16 protein-coding genes are annotated in these 18,895 nt (G+C 54.7%); 7 read left to right on the top strand and 9 right to left on the bottom strand.

Features of this window, described 5'->3' with window-relative positions; translation table 11 throughout:
• Positions 1-101: 101 nt before the first annotated feature.
• Positions 102-524 carry an SRPBCC family protein gene (locus tag HVA01_RS14570; RefSeq protein WP_146876137.1) on the top strand — a complete coding sequence of 141 codons (423 nt, stop codon included), beginning with the start codon at positions 102-104 and terminating at the stop codon, positions 522-524.
• A gap of 79 nt (positions 525-603) precedes the next feature.
• On the opposite strand, the gene HVA01_RS14565 is transcribed toward HVA01_RS14570, so the two are convergent.
• The 8 genes from HVA01_RS14565 to HVA01_RS14530 all read right to left on the bottom strand — a co-directional run bounded on the left by HVA01_RS14565 (position 604) and on the right by HVA01_RS14530 (position 9,146).
• Positions 604-843, bottom strand: a complete 240-nt coding sequence (locus HVA01_RS14565; RefSeq protein WP_146876136.1) for a DUF2789 domain-containing protein — start codon at positions 841-843, stop codon at positions 604-606.
• Positions 844-931: 88 nt separating this feature from the next.
• Positions 932-2,002 carry an asparaginase gene (locus tag HVA01_RS14560; RefSeq protein ID WP_146876135.1) on the bottom strand — a complete coding sequence of 357 codons (1,071 nt, stop codon included), beginning with the start codon at positions 2,000-2,002 and terminating at the stop codon, positions 932-934.
• 16 nt (positions 2,003-2,018) lie between these two features.
• Positions 2,019-3,227 carry an MFS transporter gene (locus HVA01_RS14555; protein WP_146876134.1) on the bottom strand — a complete coding sequence of 403 codons (1,209 nt, stop codon included), beginning with the start codon at positions 3,225-3,227 and terminating at the stop codon, positions 2,019-2,021.
• Positions 3,228-3,264: 37 nt separating this feature from the next.
• Positions 3,265-3,768: a hypothetical protein gene (locus HVA01_RS14550; RefSeq protein WP_146876133.1), complete on the bottom strand. Its 504-nt coding sequence runs from the start codon at positions 3,766-3,768 to the stop codon at positions 3,265-3,267.
• Positions 3,769-3,877: 109 nt separating this feature from the next.
• The gene (locus tag HVA01_RS14545) at positions 3,878-5,134 is read right to left on the bottom strand and encodes a DEAD/DEAH box helicase (protein WP_146876132.1); all 1,257 of its coding nucleotides are present in this window, start codon (positions 5,132-5,134) and stop codon (positions 3,878-3,880) included.
• A gap of 367 nt (positions 5,135-5,501) precedes the next feature.
• Positions 5,502-6,089: a PqiC family protein gene (locus tag HVA01_RS14540; protein ID WP_146876131.1), complete on the bottom strand. Its 588-nt coding sequence runs from the start codon at positions 6,087-6,089 to the stop codon at positions 5,502-5,504.
• Positions 6,090-6,103: 14 nt separating this feature from the next.
• Positions 6,104-7,798: an intermembrane transport protein PqiB gene (gene pqiB / locus HVA01_RS14535; RefSeq protein WP_146876130.1), complete on the bottom strand. Its 1,695-nt coding sequence runs from the start codon at positions 7,796-7,798 to the stop codon at positions 6,104-6,106.
• Positions 7,791-9,146 carry a PqiA/YebS family transporter subunit gene (locus HVA01_RS14530; RefSeq protein ID WP_371860159.1) on the bottom strand — a complete coding sequence of 452 codons (1,356 nt, stop codon included), beginning with the start codon at positions 9,144-9,146 and terminating at the stop codon, positions 7,791-7,793. The genes pqiB and HVA01_RS14530 overlap by 8 nt, the downstream gene beginning before the upstream one ends.
• Positions 9,147-9,546: 400 nt before the next feature.
• On the opposite strand from HVA01_RS14530, the gene HVA01_RS14525 reads away from it, so the two are divergent.
• From HVA01_RS14525 to HVA01_RS14500, 6 genes are all read left to right on the top strand, one after another.
• Positions 9,547-10,524 (top strand): calcium/sodium antiporter, encoded by a 978-nt coding sequence (locus HVA01_RS14525; RefSeq protein WP_146876128.1) that lies wholly within the window; start codon positions 9,547-9,549, stop codon positions 10,522-10,524.
• Positions 10,525-10,764: 240 nt separating this feature from the next.
• On the top strand, positions 10,765-12,180 hold the full coding sequence (locus HVA01_RS14520) for a cytochrome ubiquinol oxidase subunit I (RefSeq protein WP_146876127.1): 1,416 nt from the start codon (positions 10,765-10,767) through the stop codon (positions 12,178-12,180).
• 2 nt (positions 12,181-12,182) lie between these two features.
• Positions 12,183-13,184: a cytochrome d ubiquinol oxidase subunit II gene (gene cydB, locus HVA01_RS14515; protein WP_146876126.1), complete on the top strand. Its 1,002-nt coding sequence runs from the start codon at positions 12,183-12,185 to the stop codon at positions 13,182-13,184.
• A gap of 4 nt (positions 13,185-13,188) precedes the next feature.
• Positions 13,189-14,865, top strand: a complete 1,677-nt coding sequence (gene cydD, locus HVA01_RS14510; RefSeq protein ID WP_146876209.1) for a thiol reductant ABC exporter subunit CydD — start codon at positions 13,189-13,191, stop codon at positions 14,863-14,865.
• On the top strand, positions 14,862-16,568 hold the full coding sequence (gene cydC / locus HVA01_RS14505; protein ID WP_146876125.1) for a thiol reductant ABC exporter subunit CydC: 1,707 nt from the start codon (positions 14,862-14,864) through the stop codon (positions 16,566-16,568). The genes cydD and cydC overlap by 4 nt, the downstream gene beginning before the upstream one ends.
• 35 nt (positions 16,569-16,603) lie before the next feature.
• Complete coding sequence (locus tag HVA01_RS14500; RefSeq protein WP_146876124.1) at positions 16,604-17,596, top strand: adenosine deaminase; 993 nt, start codon at positions 16,604-16,606, stop codon at positions 17,594-17,596.
• Between the two features lie 55 nt (positions 17,597-17,651).
• Here the strand turns inward: HVA01_RS14500 and HVA01_RS14495 are convergent, their stop codons facing one another.
• Complete coding sequence (locus tag HVA01_RS14495) at positions 17,652-18,638, bottom strand: cytochrome-c peroxidase (RefSeq protein ID WP_218031563.1); 987 nt, start codon at positions 18,636-18,638, stop codon at positions 17,652-17,654.
• Between the last annotated feature and the right edge of the window lie 257 nt (positions 18,639-18,895).

The following is an 18,895-nucleotide window of genomic DNA, read 5'->3' as shown; positions in this document are numbered from 1 at the left end:
GCTGACCAGTTCTAGCGTACATTCAAGCAAAATACTGGGTTGGCAGGCAGTATTAATATCAACATGCTAGGATAATCATCCACGCTGTTAGAGGCTGAACAATGGCTACCATCGAGCACAGTGAAATCGTTAACGCATCGCCTGAGCGCGTGTTTGAGCTACTGCGCCGAGTTGAAGACTTTGCGGACTACTCCGATTTGATTCAATCTATCGACACGTTAGGCGAGAACCGCTATCGGTGGCACGTGCGCGCAGTGGGTATGGACTGGGCGTTCGATGTGATGGTCACTGAAATACAGCCGCCCCATGTGCTTGCCTGGGAGTCATTGGATGGGGTTAAGAACCAAGGACGTTATCGACTTCGCGAAGTGCCTGAGGGCACCGAAGTAGCGCTCACATTGAGCTACGAAATTCGTAATCGTTTAATGGAAAAAGCCGTTAATAGAGCGGCAAAACCGTTGGTCGGCAAAGTGAGCAGACAGATTCTTGAGCGTGTAGAGGCGCGTTTAAATACCCGCAGTTAATTCAATTAATAAACCCTGCCAACAGCGCCAGTCGGCGCCTCTTAGCGGCGCCGGGTCGGGATTGTTTATCGGCTGTTTATTAATGCGGCTTGTGCATGGAGGCATCCAGGTGATCAACCACTTCCGCCCAGTCAGCGTCGTCTTCCACGGCTTCTTTGAGAAATGTTGCTTGGCCCTCGTTCCAGCAGGGGGCTTCAGCCAATGGCATTGTTTCCGGGAGCGGGGCATTGCGCTGGATAAAGCGCTCAATTGAATCTGCGTCAGATGCCAAGCCCAACTGCTCAAATAGTTCGCTGAAATGATGTACCGGCTTTTCCATAATGTGTTGCTCCTTCAATCGGTTAGATTTTACCTCTACACCATAGCGTGAATCTCAGCCTACGCCACCCTTCAACGACTTTGATGGGTTAACGTTCACCGATTAGCGACGTGACAAAACGCTGGCGCTGATCCTCGAAAGACAAAGGCTGCGCCAACAGGTGGGCTAATTTGGTGAAAGCGGCTTCCGGCGTCATATCGTCGCCTGCTAGCACACCCGCATCGCTAAGGCCATGACCCGCCGCATAGGTGCTGAAATGGGCGCTTCCCTGCGGGCACTGGCTAATCGCAGCCAAGAGTTTGCCTTCCCCGCTGGCCCTGGCAAGCACATTCAATAAGTCAGGTTGGTCGGGTAAGTTGCCAGCGCCCCATAGCTGCAATAGCGCTCCTTTAACCCGCGAATCACCTAGCCAGGCGTCCAGCTGCCAGGCTGAGATGCCCGGCCAGAGGACGACCCGAACCACTTCGCCTTGATTGATCAAGCGGTAGTCGGGCAGCTCAAAGCGCGGCGCGCCACGCTGCTGCAGGCCCAGCCCACGGCTGGGGTAGTAAACAAAATCGTCGCCAACCCGCTCGCCGATCAGCGGGTAGTTCAGGCTAGCAAAGGCGTCAGCCGCTTCGCTGTGCTGTTTAACGGCACGTACGCCACGCAGCAACTTGCCGGCAAAATAGACAGCGACTTCTTGCAGGGCTGGCTGGGCCGCAAACATGAGCGCGCCGTGTAAATTGGCCAGGGCATCACTGGCGGGGGCTTCCAGCGGTTGCATCGCGCCGGTTAACACCACTGGACGATCTAGCCCTTGCAGCTGATAAGCCAGGCTCGCGGCGGTCCAACTCAGCGTATCGGTGCCGTGAATAATCACAAAGCCGCTGTAAGCCGTTAGCTTTTCATTGATGTCGTGAGCAAGCCGCTGCCAGGTAAGTGGCGTGGCAGCGCTTGAATCAATCAGCGTGACGTAGCTAGTCACTTCGTAGAGCGGTAGGGCTTGCTGTTGAGTAATCGGCAGCTGGGTGAGGGCCGCCGCCATACGCGTAGAGAAATCACCGCCAGGCACGAGTCCGTGTGCATGCGGCTGCATGCCAATCGTGCCGCCGGTGTAAATCACTAAAATGCGCTCTGCGGCCGAGTCGCTATTGGCTAAAGGGGAGTAGAGGCTCATGCCGTCTCCTGAATAATTAACTGCGGGTGATGCGCCGCACGACAAGTCCACCACTTTGGTCGTCTAAGCGATGACTGCGCCCCGCCAGTAAAGCAACGCCACAGCAAACCGCGATTAAGGCAATTAACAGCCAAGCAATAGCCAAGGTGCCAGCGCCTGCTTGACGTAAAACCCCCACACCGAAGGGGCCGAGCGCTGCCAGTGTGTAACCACCGCCCTGGACGAGCCCGGAGAGCTGACCTGCGAGACGCGAGTTGGCCGTGCGTAAGACTAGCAAACTGAGCGCTAGGCTAAAGCTGCCGCCCTGGCCGATGCCCAGCAGGGCGGCGCCGGGCCATTTCCATATTAATGGCGCGATAAGCAGCATCCACAAGCCAATGGCGGTGCTAAGCAACACAAATAATAGTGCAGGACGTTGGTCACGCCCCATGCGCGCCAGCCAGGGGGCGCCGAGTGCCGAAGCAAGCTGGCAGACAATCGACACCGCCATGGTCCAGCCGGCGTCAGCCTCGTTATAGCCCCGGTCGACCAACAGTGTGGGAAGCCAGCCAAAGACGATATACGCCATGGAAGACTGAATGCCCATGAAGAGCATAACGTGCCAGGTAAGGGGGTGCTTAAGTAGCCGTAATGTGCCGCTGTTTGCCGGCATGGGGGTGTCTGACGCAGGGCTGCGGGGCATTTGCAGCTGCCAGAGCGCAAGCGCAAACAGTGCCAGCAGTGACCAGCTCATTAAGCTTGCCTGCCAGCTGCCGAGCCATTGGGTTAACGGTACGCTAAGCCCGGCCCCTAAGGCTCCTCCTAAACAGAGCGCCATGGTGTATAAGCCGGTGATTAAATCGGCGCTATCGGGGAGTTCACGTTTCACCAAGGCAGGCAGTAGAGTGCCGCCAATGCCAATCGCGCTGCCAGCCATTGCGGAGCCGATAAAAAGCCCAGCGGGTACCGGTAGCCCGCGTGAAATAAGCCCGGCGGCAAGCAGTATCAGTGCCGCACTCAACGCCCGTTCACTGCCGATGCGTTTGGCCAATGTAGGCGCAAAGGGGGCCGACAAGCCTAAGAAGAGCACGGGTAATGTAGTGAGCAACCCTGCGGCGGTGGCGGAAAGGCCTGCGTTCTCTTGCAGCCGGGTTAGCAAAGGGGCAACCGAGGACATGGCGGGGCGCAGGTTCAGCCCCACCACCACCATCAGCAAAATAAACGTAATTGAGCGACGCGATGCCATCAGTGTGCTTATTTCATGCCCGTTTTAAAACCAGTGCTTACTTAAGGTGCGGGCGTAAGTCCCCGCGAACGGCATCGAGCAACGTGATGAAGTGGTAGTCCTGTGGGGTATCTAAACAATCCACTCTTACGTTAGTGCGCATGCCTTTATCCATGTTCAATTGGTCATAGATTTCCAAGGTCAATTTGCGCGCTGGCTTATCGCCTGGGCTCATAATGCCATCTTCAAGGCTAAAGGTTTCCAGCAAGGTGACCCGCACGCGGGTGCTGTTGCCTTCGCTGAGCATGCGTCGTACAAACAGCCAACCTTCGCAGGGCAGGGCGTGGTTGTCCTCCCGCTGGCGTAAAAAAATGGTGCGATAACACGCGCCCTCAACGGAGGCCTTTTCGGCCATGCTGCGGTAAGCCTGGAGCACTTGATTGGCTGAGGCGTGAGCATCCTCTAAACGCTGCACAATCCCTTGATGTTCGCGGCTGAGCTGCTCTTGGCGTTGAAACGTCAGCCATTGACGGTAGTCGGCCATAAGTTGAGAGGACGCCATAATCACTCCATGAAAAAATGTACATGCCTAAAGGCTGAAAATAGAGGCTTAAAATAGCAGCTTGGAATATGCAAGGGGTAACCTTCGCATATTCCAGCAGGGCTCGCCACTAGCGCCGGGCGCGACGTTTGCGCTCACCGCCGGTATTGGCGCTTTGGCCTTCGGGTTTGCGTTTGGCGCTGGGCTGGCGCTGATTGCGGCGGCCGTTTTCGATTGGCTCAGGTTTAATGGTGGGGTCGGGCTCAAAACCAGGCTCAATATGCTTGGGCAGCGTCTGTTTGATCAACCGCTCGATATTGCCGAGCAGGGCGTCTTCGTCGACACATACCAACGAGACGGCTTCACCATTGCTGCCAGCGCGACCTGTACGCCCAATGCGATGAACGTAATCTTCGGCCACGTTGGGTAGGTCGAAATTGACGACATGGGGCAGTTCATTGATATCCAGGCCGCGGGCGGCGATATCGGTTGCCACCAGCACTTGCAGGTCGCCACCTTTAAAAGCGGTTAGCGCGCGGGTGCGTGCGCCCTGGCTTTTATTACCATGGATGGCCATGGAGGGAATGTCCTGCTTAGAGAGCTGCTCAGCCAGGCGGTTGGCGCCGTGTTTAGTCCGCGTGAAGACGAGCACTTGGAACCAGCCGTTCTGCTGGATTAAGTGAGCCAGCAGCTCGCGTTTTTTCTCGCGGTCGACGCGGTAGATCGCCTGCTCGATTTTCTCGGCAGTGGCATTGCGTGTCGCCACTTCGATCATCGCTGGGTTGTCCAGCAGTTGCTTCGCCAGGGTTTGGATTTCGTTAGAAAACGTTGCCGAGAAAAGCAGGTTTTGGCGCTTCTTAGGCATCAGGCGCAGCAGGCGTTTAATGTCGTGGATAAAGCCCATATCCAGCATACGGTCCGCTTCATCAAGCACTAAAATCTCGACCACCGATAGATCAACGTGGCCCTGCTGGTGCAGATCTAATAAACGGCCCGGGGTTGCGATTAACACGTCCAAGCCTGCTTTAAGCGCATCGATTTGGGGCTGCTGACCAACGCCGCCAAAAATAATGTGGGAGCGTAGCGACAGATGTTGGCCGTAAGTCGCGACACTTTCGCCCACTTGAGCGGCAAGCTCGCGTGTCGGGGTTAGCACTAACGCACGGACTTGGCGTTTTGCTGGACGCTTGCCGTCATTAAGTCGCTGTAACATCGGCAGGGTAAAGCCAGCGGTTTTGCCAGTGCCCGTTTGGGCGCTGGCTAACATGTCACGGCCTTCTAGTACGACGGGGATTGCCTGTCGTTGGATCGGGGTTGGTTCGGTGTAACCTTGCGCTGTGACAGCGCGTAACAAATCGGCGTGCAGGCCAAGATCAGAAAAGCTCATGCGTTCTCCGCAGACACCTAGTGAGTTTATACCGGTAAGTGGTTGTTATCACTAGATGTAATGTTCAAAAAGCGAGGTTGATTCACCGTCGCGGCAGCGAATTGTGCCAGATAACTAAGCAGGCCGCGATGGTCGTTGGTTAGCCGTGGATGACCGTGACAGGAGACGTGAAGGTACTAGCGCCAGGGCGCGCTATTATCTAATGTGCAAGGGCGCATCAGAAAACCTATAAAACCTATGGTTAGTGGCACGTGCCAGTAATAAGCGAAGTAGTGTAACACGTTTATAGAACGTCAGCTTGAATAGCTGCCTTATGCCATCAGGGCAGCTTTATATGCAACGGTATTGAGCTGCCCTGATGAATTAATTAGTCGAAATAATCGCCCTCACGCACTTGGCGGGCGATAAGTTCGGCAGCCTGATCCCAGCTCTCGCTTAGCGCCCGCACCAAGGCGGGATAGCCATCTTCTTCTAACGTTGTCTGGGTATGGAAATTCTCCATTACCAATAGCTCCCCCTCACTATTAAACAATTGCCACTGGCCGCTCGCCACGGCGACACCGTCAAAGCGGCCCTGGAATTGATCCACGTTCAGGCGCAGGGTCAAAGCGTTGGCTTTTTTGCCTTCCGCCCGCATCACCCTAAGCATTGGCAGCGCTTGCGATAGGTTCGCGCGTAATCTCCGCTCTAGCTGCCTGGCTAACCCTTCTGCCCACTGATGCTGCCGAGCGGCGTTAAGCGTAATGTCGTCTAGCTGCATCACAATGCCATCGACGTCCAAATAATCAGCAAGCCGCGGGGAGCTCACCACAAGCGTTCCCGCTGGCTGATTGGGGGTACTTGCCAATGGGCCGCTGGGCAGCATATAGCGCGCAGGGGGCGTAACGCTGCTGGCGCAAGCAGACAGTAGCAGGCAGACCATCAGCGTGGGTAGATACCTCGTCCATGCAAACATGCTTTAACTCCTAATTAGCGTGGCGCCCGTGGAACAGGGTCTTGGGCATCCAGGTTGTCAAACAGCAGTGCCCTGGGGTTGTCATTTAACGTGCGGGCTAGCGGCTGCAGATCACGCATCAAGCGGTCCAGTCGTTCAATCGCAGTGGTCAGTTCTTGATAAGCAGGGGACGAGGGCGATAGGCCTTGCAGTGTGCTACGTAGCTCGTCAAGGGTCGCATTGAGGTTGCCGCCCACGGCCTGGGTCTCTGGGTCATTCAACAGTTGATTAAGCGACGTGCTCACCTCGCGAACTTCATTCAGTACGCTTTCCGAGGCTTGTAGATTGCGATCCAGACCGGTTAACAATGGCTCAACTTCAAGTGCGTTTAACTTTTCCAGTAAATTAGTTACCTGGGCCTGAATTTGTGCGAAGCCGCCCGCCACGGTGGGGAAAACGTCCCGCTCAGCGAACCGCTCGGCGACATACTCATCGGCTAAGTCGCGCTGGAAGTTCAAGTCCACAAACAGCGCCCCCGTCAGCAGGCTGCCGCTCTTGAGCGAGGCGCGCAGCCCAAGGCTAAACATGCGCTGAAACCTTGCTTCCCACTCGTCTAGGTCAATGTCGCTGTTCTCAATGCCCAGACGCTGGGGCTCAATCCTAATCAGTACCGGAATCGCGAAGCGGGCGCGCGAGTCGGGCTGTGGCGCGGTAAAGTTCCAGGGCACGGCGGCAACAGTGCCGATTCGCACCCCGCGAAACTCTACCGGCGCACCTTTGGAAAGCCCGCGTACGGTTTCGTCTACCAGTAGCACATATTCCAGGTAGCGGTTGAAGGTGCCTTCTCGGGCGGCATCTTCATCGGCATACAGCGTAAACCGGGTATTGGCGTCCACCGGCTGCCCCATGGCCAGGTCTTCGGGTACGCCGAAGGTAACGCCGCCACCAAGAAGCGCTTCAACAGACTCAACGTTAACGCGGACGCCGTCGGCGTCTAAGCGAAAATCGACGCCGCTGGAGGTCCAGAAGCGGGTGCTGTCAGTGACCAGCTGCGTATAGGGTTCTTCAATAAACACCTGGTGCCGCATAGTGCGCGATTCAGGTTCAAAGCTATTTTCTTCGATACGTCCGACGGTATAGCCCTGGTAAGAGACAGGGTCGCCAACGCGCAGCGAATTGCCCAGCTGGCTCGTCAAACTTAGCCGCAGTCCTGCCTGACCGGCGGGGGCGACGGGGGGCGTTTCACTGACGGGGAATTCACGGCGTGGCGCTTCTTCGGTGCCGGGCTCGAGCTGTATATAAGCCCCCGACAACACGGTGCCCAAACCGCTGATACCTTCACGGCCAATGCGCGGCTTGACCACCCAAAAGCGGCTATCTTCGCGCAGCATTTCCTCTACTTCGGGCTGAATGCGCGCGGTCATGACGGCATGAGAAAGGTCGTCAGATAAGCGCACCGTCTGAACCTGGCCTATTTCAACATTGCGGCTGCGAATCAGCGTATCGCCCGCTTCGATACCTTCGGCACTGTCCATGGTCAGCGTTACCAGGATGCCGCGACTGGCGTAGTTGTCGTAGACCAGCCATAAACCGATGACGATGGCGACGATAGGGACGATCCAAATCGGCGAGAGGCGAGTTTGGCGTGATACTTTGGCTCTGTTTACGTCCTGGCCATTGGGTGAGCCGGTACTCGTTTGGTCGGCTGGCGGTGTTGTTTCGTTAGCCATCAACAGGTTCCTTGGTGGCCGTTTTACGGCGGAGAAAAGGGGGGCGAGGTGGGGGAGGCGTATCCCAAATTAAGCGTGGATCAAACGACATTGCCGCCAGCATGGTTAACACAACCACTGCGCCAAAGGCGAGTGCGGCGGGACCGGGGGTGATCGACATCAATGAGCCAGCGCGAATCAAAGCAACCAGAATAGCCACCACAAAGACGTCCACCATCGACCAGCGGCCAATAAATTCGGTCAAGCGATACAGCCGAGTGCGGCTTTGCGCATTCAGCTCGTTGCTACGCCTGACCACAAGACAAAGCCACGTTAAGGCAACAAGTTTGCCCACGGGGACGATAACGCTGGCAATGAAGATAACGCCGGCGATGGGCCACGAATCCATCTGAATCAGTTGAATAACGCCGCCAATAATGGTCGAAGGTGAGGAGCTGCCAAAACTGGTGGTCGTCATTATGGGATACACGTTGGCAGGAATATACATGATGGTCGATGCCCCCAATAGTGCCCAGGTGCGCTGGAGGCTATGTGGCAAGCGTTGATGAAGTTTTTCATGACAGCGAATACATCGCCCCGTGCCCTGAGGCGAGAGGCGGTTAACCAGCCCGCAGGTTGGGCAGCCGGTTAACCCTTGCCCCGCCGCGGGCCGTCCTGTTTGAGTGCCTTCGGGGGCTAGCGTCTCACCCTCTAACGAGAACCACATCCAGTCGGCATCAAGCGATTGGTTGGTCATCAACAATAGCAGCGCAAAAGCGCAAAATGCCCAAAAGGAGATGCCGACGTCAACCTCGGCCAAACCAGCTATTTTAATCAGGCTTACCAAAGCGCCGATAATAAACACATCGGCCATCATCCACGGTGTTAAGTGCGACAGCGAGCGGGCAATATCTCGGCTGTAGGGCAGGGGGTGATTTCGCAGTAGGCCAAATTGGAGCCAAACAACGCCGATTAAGTAAACCGCCGGCAGCACGACGATGGTCATGATAACCGCAATAGCGACTAGCGGTTGGTGAAAGCCAATCAGCGTCGAGGCGGTCTGGGTAAGTTCAATGCGGTTGCTCACACCGCTGACGGTGAAACTTATAAAGGGAAACGATACTGCCAACAGCATCGCCACTAGCGATGCAATCGCTAAAGCCATACTGCGTTGCGCTGGGTAGCGGTGGCGTGTCACCAGCACGTGTGAGCAGCGCGGGCAGCTTGCCTTTTCACCTGAGCTAAGGGGTGGCAATGCCGATACCCAGTCGCATTCATGGCAGGCGCGCAGGCGTCGCCGCTGAGTTCTAACCTCAGGTGGTGAACGGTCAACTAATGGGGCGTTGACCGGTAGAGAAGGGCGTTTAATTAATCGTTGTGGAGGCAAAAACCAAAACTCTCAGCGCGAAATTCTAGTAAAGCAACTAGGATGTGGCGGATTAAGCAGTCAGATACATATTTAAGCAAGCCTATGTCGCTGAAATAATGCCCAAAAACGTCAGTAGCCGCTTGACCAAGGCACTTGTTTAGACAATTATGCTGCGGTGCAGTGGCGCGCCGCTGTCGGTCGATGGCGATCAAGCCGCGCATCACCGAGCCCTTAAGACTTGAAACCTTAGGGTTTTAAACTCTAGTGCTTGAAAACCTAGCGCTTAAAAGCAGTACGCGTAAATAGTGCTTGAAAACAGTACTGGCAAACAGTACTGGCAAACAGTACTGGCAAACAGTACTGGAAATAGTGCCTGTAATTGTGTCTTGAAGGAAATGAAATGTTGCTTCCCTTATTGGCGGTGGTACTCGGATTGGTGCTTCTAATCTGGAGTGCCGAGAAATTTATCGACGGCGCGGCGGCAACGTCACGCTGGCTTGGGCTTTCCCCGCTGTTGATCGGGATGTTGGTCATTGGGTTTGGTACCTCAGCCCCAGAGATGATGGTGTCGGTACTGGCTGCAGTACAAGGTAACCCAGGCCTAGCGGTGGGTAACGCCTACGGCTCGAATATTGCCAATATCGGCTTAGTGCTGGGGTTTGTGGCGCTTGTGTCACCGTTGGCCGTTCATTCCAGTGTGATACGCCAAGAAATGCCCCTCCTGATGGTCGTCATGCTGGCGACGGGATTAATGCTACTGGATGGGCTAATAGCGCGCTGGGAAGCGATTGGTTTGCTGCTGGCGCTGGCTATCTTCATTGGCGTTAGTATTGTGCGCTCACGCAATCAGCCCGACGATGCACTGATCGTCGAGGTGGCTGAAACGCTCGAAAGCAAGCCGATGTCCCGCGGCAAATCCGTGATGTGGACCCTTGTGGGGCTGGTGCTATTGATTGCCAGCTCGCGCCTGCTGGTTTGGGGGGCGGTGGAAATTGCCATGCGTTTTGGCGTTAGCGATTTAATTATCGGTTTGACCGTGGTGGCTATCGGCACCTCTTTGCCAGAGCTTGCCTCATCAATTAGCGCATTGCGCCGCAAGGAGCACGATATGGTGCTGGGCAATGTGGTTGGCTCTAACCTGTTTAACAGCTTAGCGGTCGTCGGTCTGGCGGGTGTGATTAGCCCCATTGAGGCCGGTCGCGAAGTATTGGTGCGCGACTGGAGTGTGATGACCGGTATGACGCTATTGATGATTCTGTTTGCATTCTCATGGCGTGGTCGTGCGCGGAAAATTAATCGCCTAGAAGGGGGAATCTTGCTTGCGCTATTTCTTGCCTACACTGGCTACATGGTGAGCATCGTGGTGATGTCTCGATAGCGAGGATAGCGCCATTGTGCATCGCTATGGTGCCTGCTGCGTCAACGCGACTCATCTTGGACAGCCAGCTATTGTTATATGATGGTTGTCCAAGAAAGGGCGCTAGTGACAGATTGGTTGCAGCGTAAATAAGCTTAGCGCTTATAACTAAAAATGTCGTGCCATCAAGGCTCAACTAAGCTTGTGTTAACCCATCATGGGAAACCGATGCAGGTCTTAGGCAGGTCTTAGGAGAGTGTAATGGAACTTGATCCGCTTGTGTTATCGCGATTGCAGTTTGCCTTCGTCGTGTCGTTTCATGCGATCTTCCCGGTGTTTACTATTGGCTTGGCGTCCTATATTGCGCTGCTGCATGGTCTATTTTTCAAGACACAGAATCCCGCTTGGGACCGCCTATCGCTGTTCTGGACAAAGGTATTTGCCGTCGTCTTCGGGATGGGCGTCGTGTCGGGTATCGTGATGTCGTTCCAATTTGGCACTAACTGGAGCAACTTTTCCCAGGCGTCTTCGAACTTTCTCGGCCCCATGCTGAGCTATGAGGTCGTCACCGCATTCTTCCTGGAAGCGGCTTTCCTGGGCGTATTACTGTTTGGCCGGGGCAAGGTCCCTCAGGGCGTTCATTTGTTTGCCGCCATTATGGTGGCGGTAGGCACCTTCATCTCTTCCTTTTGGATTTTATCGGCTAACAGCTGGTTGCATACCCCGGCGGGCGTAGAGTTGATCGACTCCAGTTTTCATGTAACGTCGTGGAGCGAGGCGATCTTTAATCCGTCTTTTCCTTATCGTTTCATGCACATGGCGGTTGCTTCTTTCCTTACCGGTGGGTTTGTCGTGGCCGGCGTCAGCGCTTGGTTTCTGCTGCGCGATCGGGACCCTGAAGCAAACCGCCGTGCGCTTTCCATGTGCCTCTGGCTGCTACTGTTTTTGGCCCCAACCCAAGCGGTTATCGGCGACTTCCACGGCATCAACACCTTAGAGCACCAGCCGACAAAAGTGGCGGCAATGGAAGGCCACTGGGAAACCTCTACTAATGTGCCACTGTTACTGTTTGCGATCCCTGACCAGGAAGCTCAGACCAATCACTTTGAAATAGGTATTCCCAGTCTTGCCAGCCTTATATTGACGCACTCGCCTGACGGCGAGGTGCCGGGCATTACTGAAGCTGCGCCGGATGAGCAGCCGCCTGTGCTGATTGTGTTTTGGGCCTTTCGCGCCATGGTGGGCATTGGGTTGCTAATGATTGCGATCTCACTGACGGGGTTAGTGTTGCGCCGCAAGGGGCGTATTTACAACCAGCGGCTGTTTCTAAAAGCCCTGGTAGCCATTATTCCCTTGCCTTTTGCAGCTGTCCTGGCTGGCTGGATTGTTACCGAATCAGGCCGCTCCCCATGGCTGGTCTACGGCATGATGACCCATGCTGAGGGCTTAACACCTTCGCTTACTGGCCCCATGGCATTATTTACCCTGATTGGCTATGCCTTGGTCTACGGCGTGGTGTTTTACGCTGGCGTTTATTACCTTACTCGGGTAGTGCGCAACGGTATGTTGCCGGAAGAAGAGCGCGAGACCACCGATGACAACTTTAAACGCCCTATGCGGCCCCTATCGGCTGCCCATACACCTTTCGATGATGACGTTGATCCGGTGAGGAGCTGAACATGGAAATGTTTGATCTAACATTAATTTGGGCTTTTATTATTGGCTTCGGCATCATGATGTATGTGCTGATGGATGGGTTTGATTTAGGCTTAGGGATTCTTTATCCCTTTGCGCCTGATGAAGACGCCCGGGATGTCATGATGAATTCGGTGGCGCCGATATGGGATGGCAACGAAACCTGGCTGGTGCTCGGTGGCGCCGGGTTGTTAGGCGCTTTCCCGCTGGTATATTCGGTGTTCTTGCCAGCGCTTTATATCGGCGTGTTCTTAATGCTGGCGGGGTTAATCTTCCGCGGCGTTGCCTTTGAATTTCGCTTTAAATCGCGCCGTAATCGGCGCTGGTGGAATCGTGCATTTTGCTGGGGGTCGGCAGTTGCGGCCTTTGCGCAAGGTGCTGTGGTTGGGGCTTACATCCAGGGCTTCCCGGTTGAAGACTTTGTCTATGTCGGCGGTGCATTTGACTGGCTGACACCGTTCTCAGTGTTAACCGGTCTTGGCTTAATGGCGGGCTATGCCTTGTTGGGTGCTACCTGGCTGATACTCAAATCAGAGGGTCATGTGCAGGATTGGGCGTATAAAATTACGCCTCTGTTACTGGCGCTGGTGCTGTTCGTTTTTGCGGTGATCAGTCTTTGGACGCCTTTTATAAACCCGCTTGTGCGCGAGCGCTGGTTCGGTAATATGCAATTGATCTGGATATTTCCTTTCTTGGCGTTGGCCTGTTCGTTTTTGGTGTATCGCTCAGTACAGAAGCGCCGCGAAAGCGTGCCGTTTTTGGCCACTATCGGCATCTACGTGTTCACTTACCTGGGGCTGATCGTTAGTAAATGGCCGGTTATCGTACCGCCTAACTACACGCTTTGGGACGCGGCGTCTGCACCAGAATCTCAGCTGTTTTTACTAGTGGGGATGGTGTTCGTTATCCCAATCATACTGGCCTACACCGCTTGGACATATTGGGTGTTCCGCGGCAAGGTGCGCGTCGGTGAGGGATATCATTGATCCCATGGTCACCGAAGGAACGGGTGCTACTTTAACGCCGCGCCGTTGGCTGCAAGCGTTGGCTAAGCAGCAGCGTAAGCGATTACTGGGGGCGGCATTGTTTGGGGTGCTGGCAGGCGGTCAAACGATTGTCGTCGTCGTTGGCATTGCATGGCTGATTGAGCAGCTGGTGGTCCAGGGTCGTTCGCCGATTGCGCTTTGGCCGGTGTTTGCCCTGCTGGCGGGCAGTGTGGTGTTGCGCGCTGTCTTTCAGTGGGGGTATGAAACGTTGAGCCTGGAGGCGAGCCTGCGTATTCGTCAGCTAGCCAGGGGTCAGCTGCTGGATAAACTCTCCGCGCTAGGGCCTGTTTGGTTGACTGGTCAGCACAGCGGCTCTATTGCCAACCAAGCGGTTGAGCACGTGGATGCCCTTGAGGGATATTTTGCGCGCTTTTATCCCCAGCTTCGCATTACGCTATTGCTTCCGCTATTGATATTGGCGGTGGCGGGTTGGCTGGATTATTTAGTGGCGGTGTTTTTATTGTTGTCTGCGCCGCTTATTCCGCTTTTTATGGCGCTAGTGGGCATGGGCGCTGAGCGTTTGAACCGCGACCAGTTTGTGGCTGTATCACGCTTGTCAGCCCACTTTATTGACCGTGTGCGCGGCATGACCACGCTGCAGTTATTTGGCCGAACCGCTGCCGCCCAGCAAGACGTTTGGTATGCCACCGACGGTTATCGACGTTTGAGCATGCGCACGCTGCGGTTGGCTTTCCTCTCTTCGGCGGTGCTGGAGTTCTTTTCTTCGGTCGCGATTGCCGTTGTGGCCATGTACGTTGGTTTTGGCCTGTTGGGTTACATTGAGTATGGCCCCTCCACCTCGCTAACACTTTTTTCAGGCCTTGCTGTTCTGCTTTTGGCGCCTGAATTTTTCCAGCCTCTGCGTACGCTTTCCCAGCATTACCATGATCGCGCTGCGGCGCTAGGCGCGGCTGAGAGTGTGGTAAATATACTCAACGAGCCATCTTTGGTTAGCCCACATGCCCCTATGACCCCCAGTTCGCCTACCGCGATAATCGAAATTGACGCTGTTTGCGTTGCCTACCCAGGCCGTGGTCAGGTCCTGGGCCCCATTGCGCTTAGTATTCAGCAGGGCGACGTTATTGCTATCAGCGGTGAATCCGGCAGTGGCAAGTCAACGCTATTAGCACTGCTCGCAGGCTTTATTGCGCCAAGTTCAGGCGACTACCGCCGGGTAGCCGACAGCCACTATGCCTGGTTGGACCAGCAGCCTTGCTTATTGCACGGCAGTTTGCTCGATAATTTGCGCTTGGCGGCACCGCAAGCGTCCCGCGAGGAGATGTCGGTGGCGCTGCAGCGAGCCGGTTTTGGGCCTCTTTTGGCGAAGCTTCCCAGCGGGCTAGATAGCTTAATTGGTGAGCGTGGGATGGGTTTGTCGGGTGGCCAGGCTCAGCGCCTTGCACTTGCACGTGTGTATCTCAGCAAGGCGCCTTTAGTGCTGCTCGATGAACCTACCGCAAGCCTCGACCAGGAGACTGAGCAGGCCGTAATGGCTGCTTTGCTTGAACTAGCGCAAGAGGGACGTACCCTGGTGATTGCTACTCATCACCCTGAGGTGATCGCTGCTGCGCAACGCCACTTTGCTTTTGCGCATGGTCAGTTGGTAGAGGTGGCTACGTGATCCATATTCTTCGAGACTTTCGCCCCTGGTTGCAGCTTTTAGTCCGCCGGCGTCGGCGTTTTTTATGCGGCGCCTTGCTTGTTTGGATGACGCTAATAGCCGGTCTTGCGCTGCTGGGGTTATCGGGTTGGTTTATTACCGCCAGCGCATTAGCGGGCATCGCGTTAGCGTTGGGCATGCCTGCGCGGTTAGACGTCTATGTGCCCGGTGGCGGCATTCGTTTTTTTGCGTTGTTACGCACCATAGCCCGCTATATCGAGCGGCTATATAACCACAATACGGTGTTAACCCTGCTCGCTGACTTACGCTATCGCGTCTTTGGCCATTTAACCCGCCTTGACGATGCCAGCTTGCACCGTCAGCGAGCCAGTGACTGGCTGAGCCGTTTGACCGCCGATATCGACACCTTGGATAATTTTTATCTGCGTATTCTCGTGCCGCCCGTTGTCGCCCTGTTGAGTGTGGTGGTCATATCGCTATTTGTGGCCATTTGGTTGCCAGGCGTGGCGTTATTAATGGCGATAACGCTAGGCCTATTGTGGTTGATAGTGACGCTGGTGACGGCGATGTGGGGATTTTCGCGAAGCTACCAGCAAGTGGCGGATCAAGAATCCCTACGCCGCTTGGTTGTCGATCAAGTCCAGGCGTCTGCCGAGCTGATGAGTTATCGCAGCGCGCAATGGCATCGCTCGCTTATCACCATCCAGGAACAACAAGCGCACAGCAACCAGCGGCGTTTGGGGCATAAAACGGCGCTAATAAATGGCTTAGTGAGTGCGGTTGCCGGGCTGCTGGTGATAGCGGTGCTATGGTTGTCTAGCCTTGGCTTTGTTGAGGAGTTAGTAGCGGCGCCTATCCTAGTAATGGCGGTCTTGATTGCATTGGGGCTTAACGAGGCCTTCATTGCGTTGCCATCGAGTTTTATAAAGCTGGGGGCTAGCTACGCGGCTGTTCGGCGATTGAACGAACTAACCAGCGCGCCACCATCGCATGAGAAGCAAACCAGCTTGCCGAAAGCGCTAGGGCTTGCAATTAATGTGACGCAGCTATCGCTGCTCTATTCAACGTCACTGCAACCATCATTGAATTTTGTTAGCTTTCAGCTGCCAGCCGGAAAGCGCGCGGTGATAACCGGTAGCTCCGGTGCGGGTAAATCATCGTTGGCTAGCGTGTTAACCGGACGCTTAGAGCCCACCGAGGGTGACGTGTTGGTCGGCGGAGAGCGGCCCTGGCAGGTTGCTGCGCAGAGTCGTGCCAGTCACTTTGCCATGCTGACTCAGTCGGTGGACTTGTTTGACGACTCTCTAGCCGAGAATCTGCGCATTGCTAACCCGTCAGCTAACGACGAATTGCTTTGGGAGGTGTTAGCGGCGGTTGCATTGGCTGACTGGGTCAAGCAATTGCCGAAAGGGTTGGATACGGCGGTAGGTGAAAAAGGCCAGCAGCTTTCGGGTGGGCAAGCTCGACGTGTCGCCTTGGCGCGTTTGATGTTGCGCAACCCAAGCGTTGTGATACTTGATGAGCCTTTTGCCGCTATTGACGCCGCAACGGCCCAGCACATTGCAGCGTCCTTAGATCAATGGCTGGCCAATCGAACGGTGATTTATTTTGTCCATCAAATTAGCTCGTTGAATCTATTGCCCAGGGTCGAGTTTCACTGGCATCTCGTTGACGGTAAACTTCAACAATATCTGATTGAATGACGTTGACTAATCGATGCAGTCTCAAGGAGCCCCCTATGCATGAATTTTTACGCGACCTCCCCAAAGTAGAGCTCCATTTGCATATTGAAGGCTCACTGGAGCCAGAACTAATGTTTGCACTAGCGCAGCGCAACGGTATTCAGTTGCCCTATGCGACGGTGCAAGAAGCTAAAGACGCTTACCATTTCAGCGATCTGCAGGGCTTCTTGAAGCTTTATTTCCAGGGCATGGATGTGCTTCGTAACGAAGAAGATTTTTATGACCTGGCGATGGATTATTTTAAACGTGCACGTGGGGAAGGGGTTGTGCATATCGATATGCACTTTGACCCTCAGGCACACCTTCAACGTGGCGTACCGCTTGAAGTGGTCATGGCAGGGCTATTAAAAGCCAAGCAAGAGGCCGAGGACACTCTCGATCTTTCTATCGGCATGATTATGGCTTTTCTACGCGATCGCCCCGCCGATGAAGCGCTGCACGTTCTTGAACAAGCCGCTCCCTATTGGAAAATGCTGGATGCCATCGGCTTGGACAGTGCCGAGCAAAATAACCCACCCGCCAATTTTATCGATGTGTTTAAGCGTGCTCAGCAGCTAGAGTTAGTCTGCGTTGCGCATGCTGGAGAGGAGGGGCCCGCAGAATATATTCAAGAGGCCCTGGATGTGCTGGGTGTGGAACGTGTCGATCACGGTGTTCGCTGCTTGGAAAGTCAAACAGTGGTTGAGCGCCTACGCAGTGAGCAGATTGTGCTAACGGTCTGCCCGCTCTCAAACGTTAGTTTGAAGGTAGTTGACGACCTTCGCGATCATCCGCTCCCTAAGCTCTTGGCTGAAGGGCTCAAGGTAACGATTAGCTCAGATGATCCTGCCTATTTTGGCGGCGGCATGATGGTCAATCATATCGCTTGCGCTGAGGCCTTTGGTTGGGATGAGGCGGTATTTCGTCAGTTAACGCGGAATGCGATTGAAGAGGCCTTCGTTACCCTAGAACGTCGGGAAGAGCTGTTAGCTCGTTTAGCTGCCGTCTAGTGTTTGACCGCCTGGTGACGTTGACCAGGCGGCTGCTCTATATCAAGTCAATAGTCTAGGGCAGTGCGGGCACATCAAAATCGGGCATTTCACCCGTTAGCGTGTGTAAAAAAGCGGTAATGTCACTGTTGGTGCTCTCGTCAAACTCTCGTCCAAGCATTTCTTCACCCATTATCGCCACCGCCTCTTCCAGCGTTTCAGTCGCACCGTTATTCATATACGGGTAGGTCACCGCCACATTACGAAGCGTCGGCGTTCTGAAACGGTACTTGTCGCTCTCTTCCTCGGTCACGATGTAACGACCTAAATCAGTCGAGCCGGGTACCTGAATCGCATGGAATTGGCTATCGGTTAACGCAGGGCCACGGTGGCAGGCAATACAGCCGTTATCAACAAAAGCCACCATGCCGTCCTTGGCCTGTTGGTTAATTGCCGCTAAATCACCATGCAGGTAACGATCAAAAGGTGAATTAGGTGTATTGAGCGTGCGTTGGAAAGCGGCCAGCGCATGGGCCAAATTATCACTGGTGATAGGTTCTTCTTGGTCAGGATAGGCGGCACTGAATTTTTGTTGATAAAGCTCAAACCCCACTAGACGCTCCAGTGCCATATCTAGGTCCATTGCCATTTCTACGGGTGCTTCAATGGGCCCCAGTGCTTGGCCTTCTAAATCAGGTTCCCTGCCATCCCAAAACTGTGACCCTAAAAAGCCACTGTTCAACACGGTTGGCGTATTGCGTTCACCGACTTGCCCATCGTGACCAACAGCGCGGGGGATTCGGTCGGCCCAGCCAAGCGCTGGATTGTGACAAGTAGCGCAGCTGATAACCCCACTAGAGGAGATGCGCGGCTCAAAGAACAGCATGTTGCCGAGCTCGACTTTCTCCTCTGTTAATGAATTGTCCGCGGGGATGGGCGGTAAATAAGGCAGTGCCTCGAAGCGTTGGCGGTAATCCTCCAAGCCATCGTCTGCCATGGCTAAGCTTGCAGCCAACAAACTGCTAGCCGACAGTATGGGTAGTAACGTCGCTTTTATGGTCATGGTCATTCTCCCGTTGCTTTTATAATCGGCGTCTTGGTCTTGATGTGACAAGCCTCAACATCCTCTATCTGTAAGCTTAGGGGAGAGGGGAGTAGCCGTTTTGCCCTAGATCAACTCTATGTGCTGTTTTATGGCGCGTTGTGGGCAAACATTAATTTTGAACGACTTTCAGTGATAAATATTCAAATCGCTGTTGACCCTGGCGGTGAATCGGGTACTATACGCCACACGTCAACGGGGCACGGCCTCGGCGACCA

Origin of the sequence: Halovibrio variabilis (assembly GCF_007991175.1) — a bacterium.
GTDB lineage: Bacteria > Pseudomonadota > Gammaproteobacteria > Pseudomonadales > Halomonadaceae > Vreelandella > Vreelandella variabilis.
The sequence above is the reverse complement of the archived record's forward strand: the minus strand, read 5'-3'. Positions and strand labels throughout refer to the sequence as shown.

Bases quoted from the DNA above. Each gene is read 5' to 3' on its own strand.
- HVA01_RS14500 (WP_146876124.1), top strand. From the start codon at position 16,604: ATGCATGAATTTTTACGCGACCTCCCCAAAGTAGAGCTCCATTTGCAT.
- HVA01_RS14550 (WP_146876133.1), bottom strand. From the start codon at position 3,768: ATGGCGTCCTCTCAACTTATGGCCGACTACCGTCAATGGCTGACGTTT.
- HVA01_RS14520 (WP_146876127.1), top strand. From the start codon at position 10,765: ATGGAACTTGATCCGCTTGTGTTATCGCGATTGCAGTTTGCCTTCGTC.
- HVA01_RS14540 (WP_146876131.1), bottom strand. From the start codon at position 6,089: ATGTTTGCATGGACGAGGTATCTACCCACGCTGATGGTCTGCCTGCTA.
- HVA01_RS14570 (WP_146876137.1), top strand. From the start codon at position 102: ATGGCTACCATCGAGCACAGTGAAATCGTTAACGCATCGCCTGAGCGC.
- HVA01_RS14545 (WP_146876132.1), bottom strand. From the start codon at position 5,134: ATGAGCTTTTCTGATCTTGGCCTGCACGCCGATTTGTTACGCGCTGTC.
- HVA01_RS14555 (WP_146876134.1), bottom strand. From the start codon at position 3,227: ATGGCATCGCGTCGCTCAATTACGTTTATTTTGCTGATGGTGGTGGTG.
- HVA01_RS14525 (WP_146876128.1), top strand. From the start codon at position 9,547: ATGTTGCTTCCCTTATTGGCGGTGGTACTCGGATTGGTGCTTCTAATC.
- HVA01_RS14560 (WP_146876135.1), bottom strand. From the start codon at position 2,002: ATGAGCCTCTACTCCCCTTTAGCCAATAGCGACTCGGCCGCAGAGCGC.
- HVA01_RS14565 (WP_146876136.1), bottom strand. From the start codon at position 843: ATGGAAAAGCCGGTACATCATTTCAGCGAACTATTTGAGCAGTTGGGC.
- cydB (WP_146876126.1), top strand. From the start codon at position 12,183: ATGGAAATGTTTGATCTAACATTAATTTGGGCTTTTATTATTGGCTTC.
- cydD (WP_146876209.1), top strand. From the start codon at position 13,189: ATGGTCACCGAAGGAACGGGTGCTACTTTAACGCCGCGCCGTTGGCTG.
- HVA01_RS14495 (WP_218031563.1), bottom strand. From the start codon at position 18,638: ATGACCATAAAAGCGACGTTACTACCCATACTGTCGGCTAGCAGTTTG.
- pqiB (WP_146876130.1), bottom strand. From the start codon at position 7,798: ATGGCTAACGAAACAACACCGCCAGCCGACCAAACGAGTACCGGCTCA.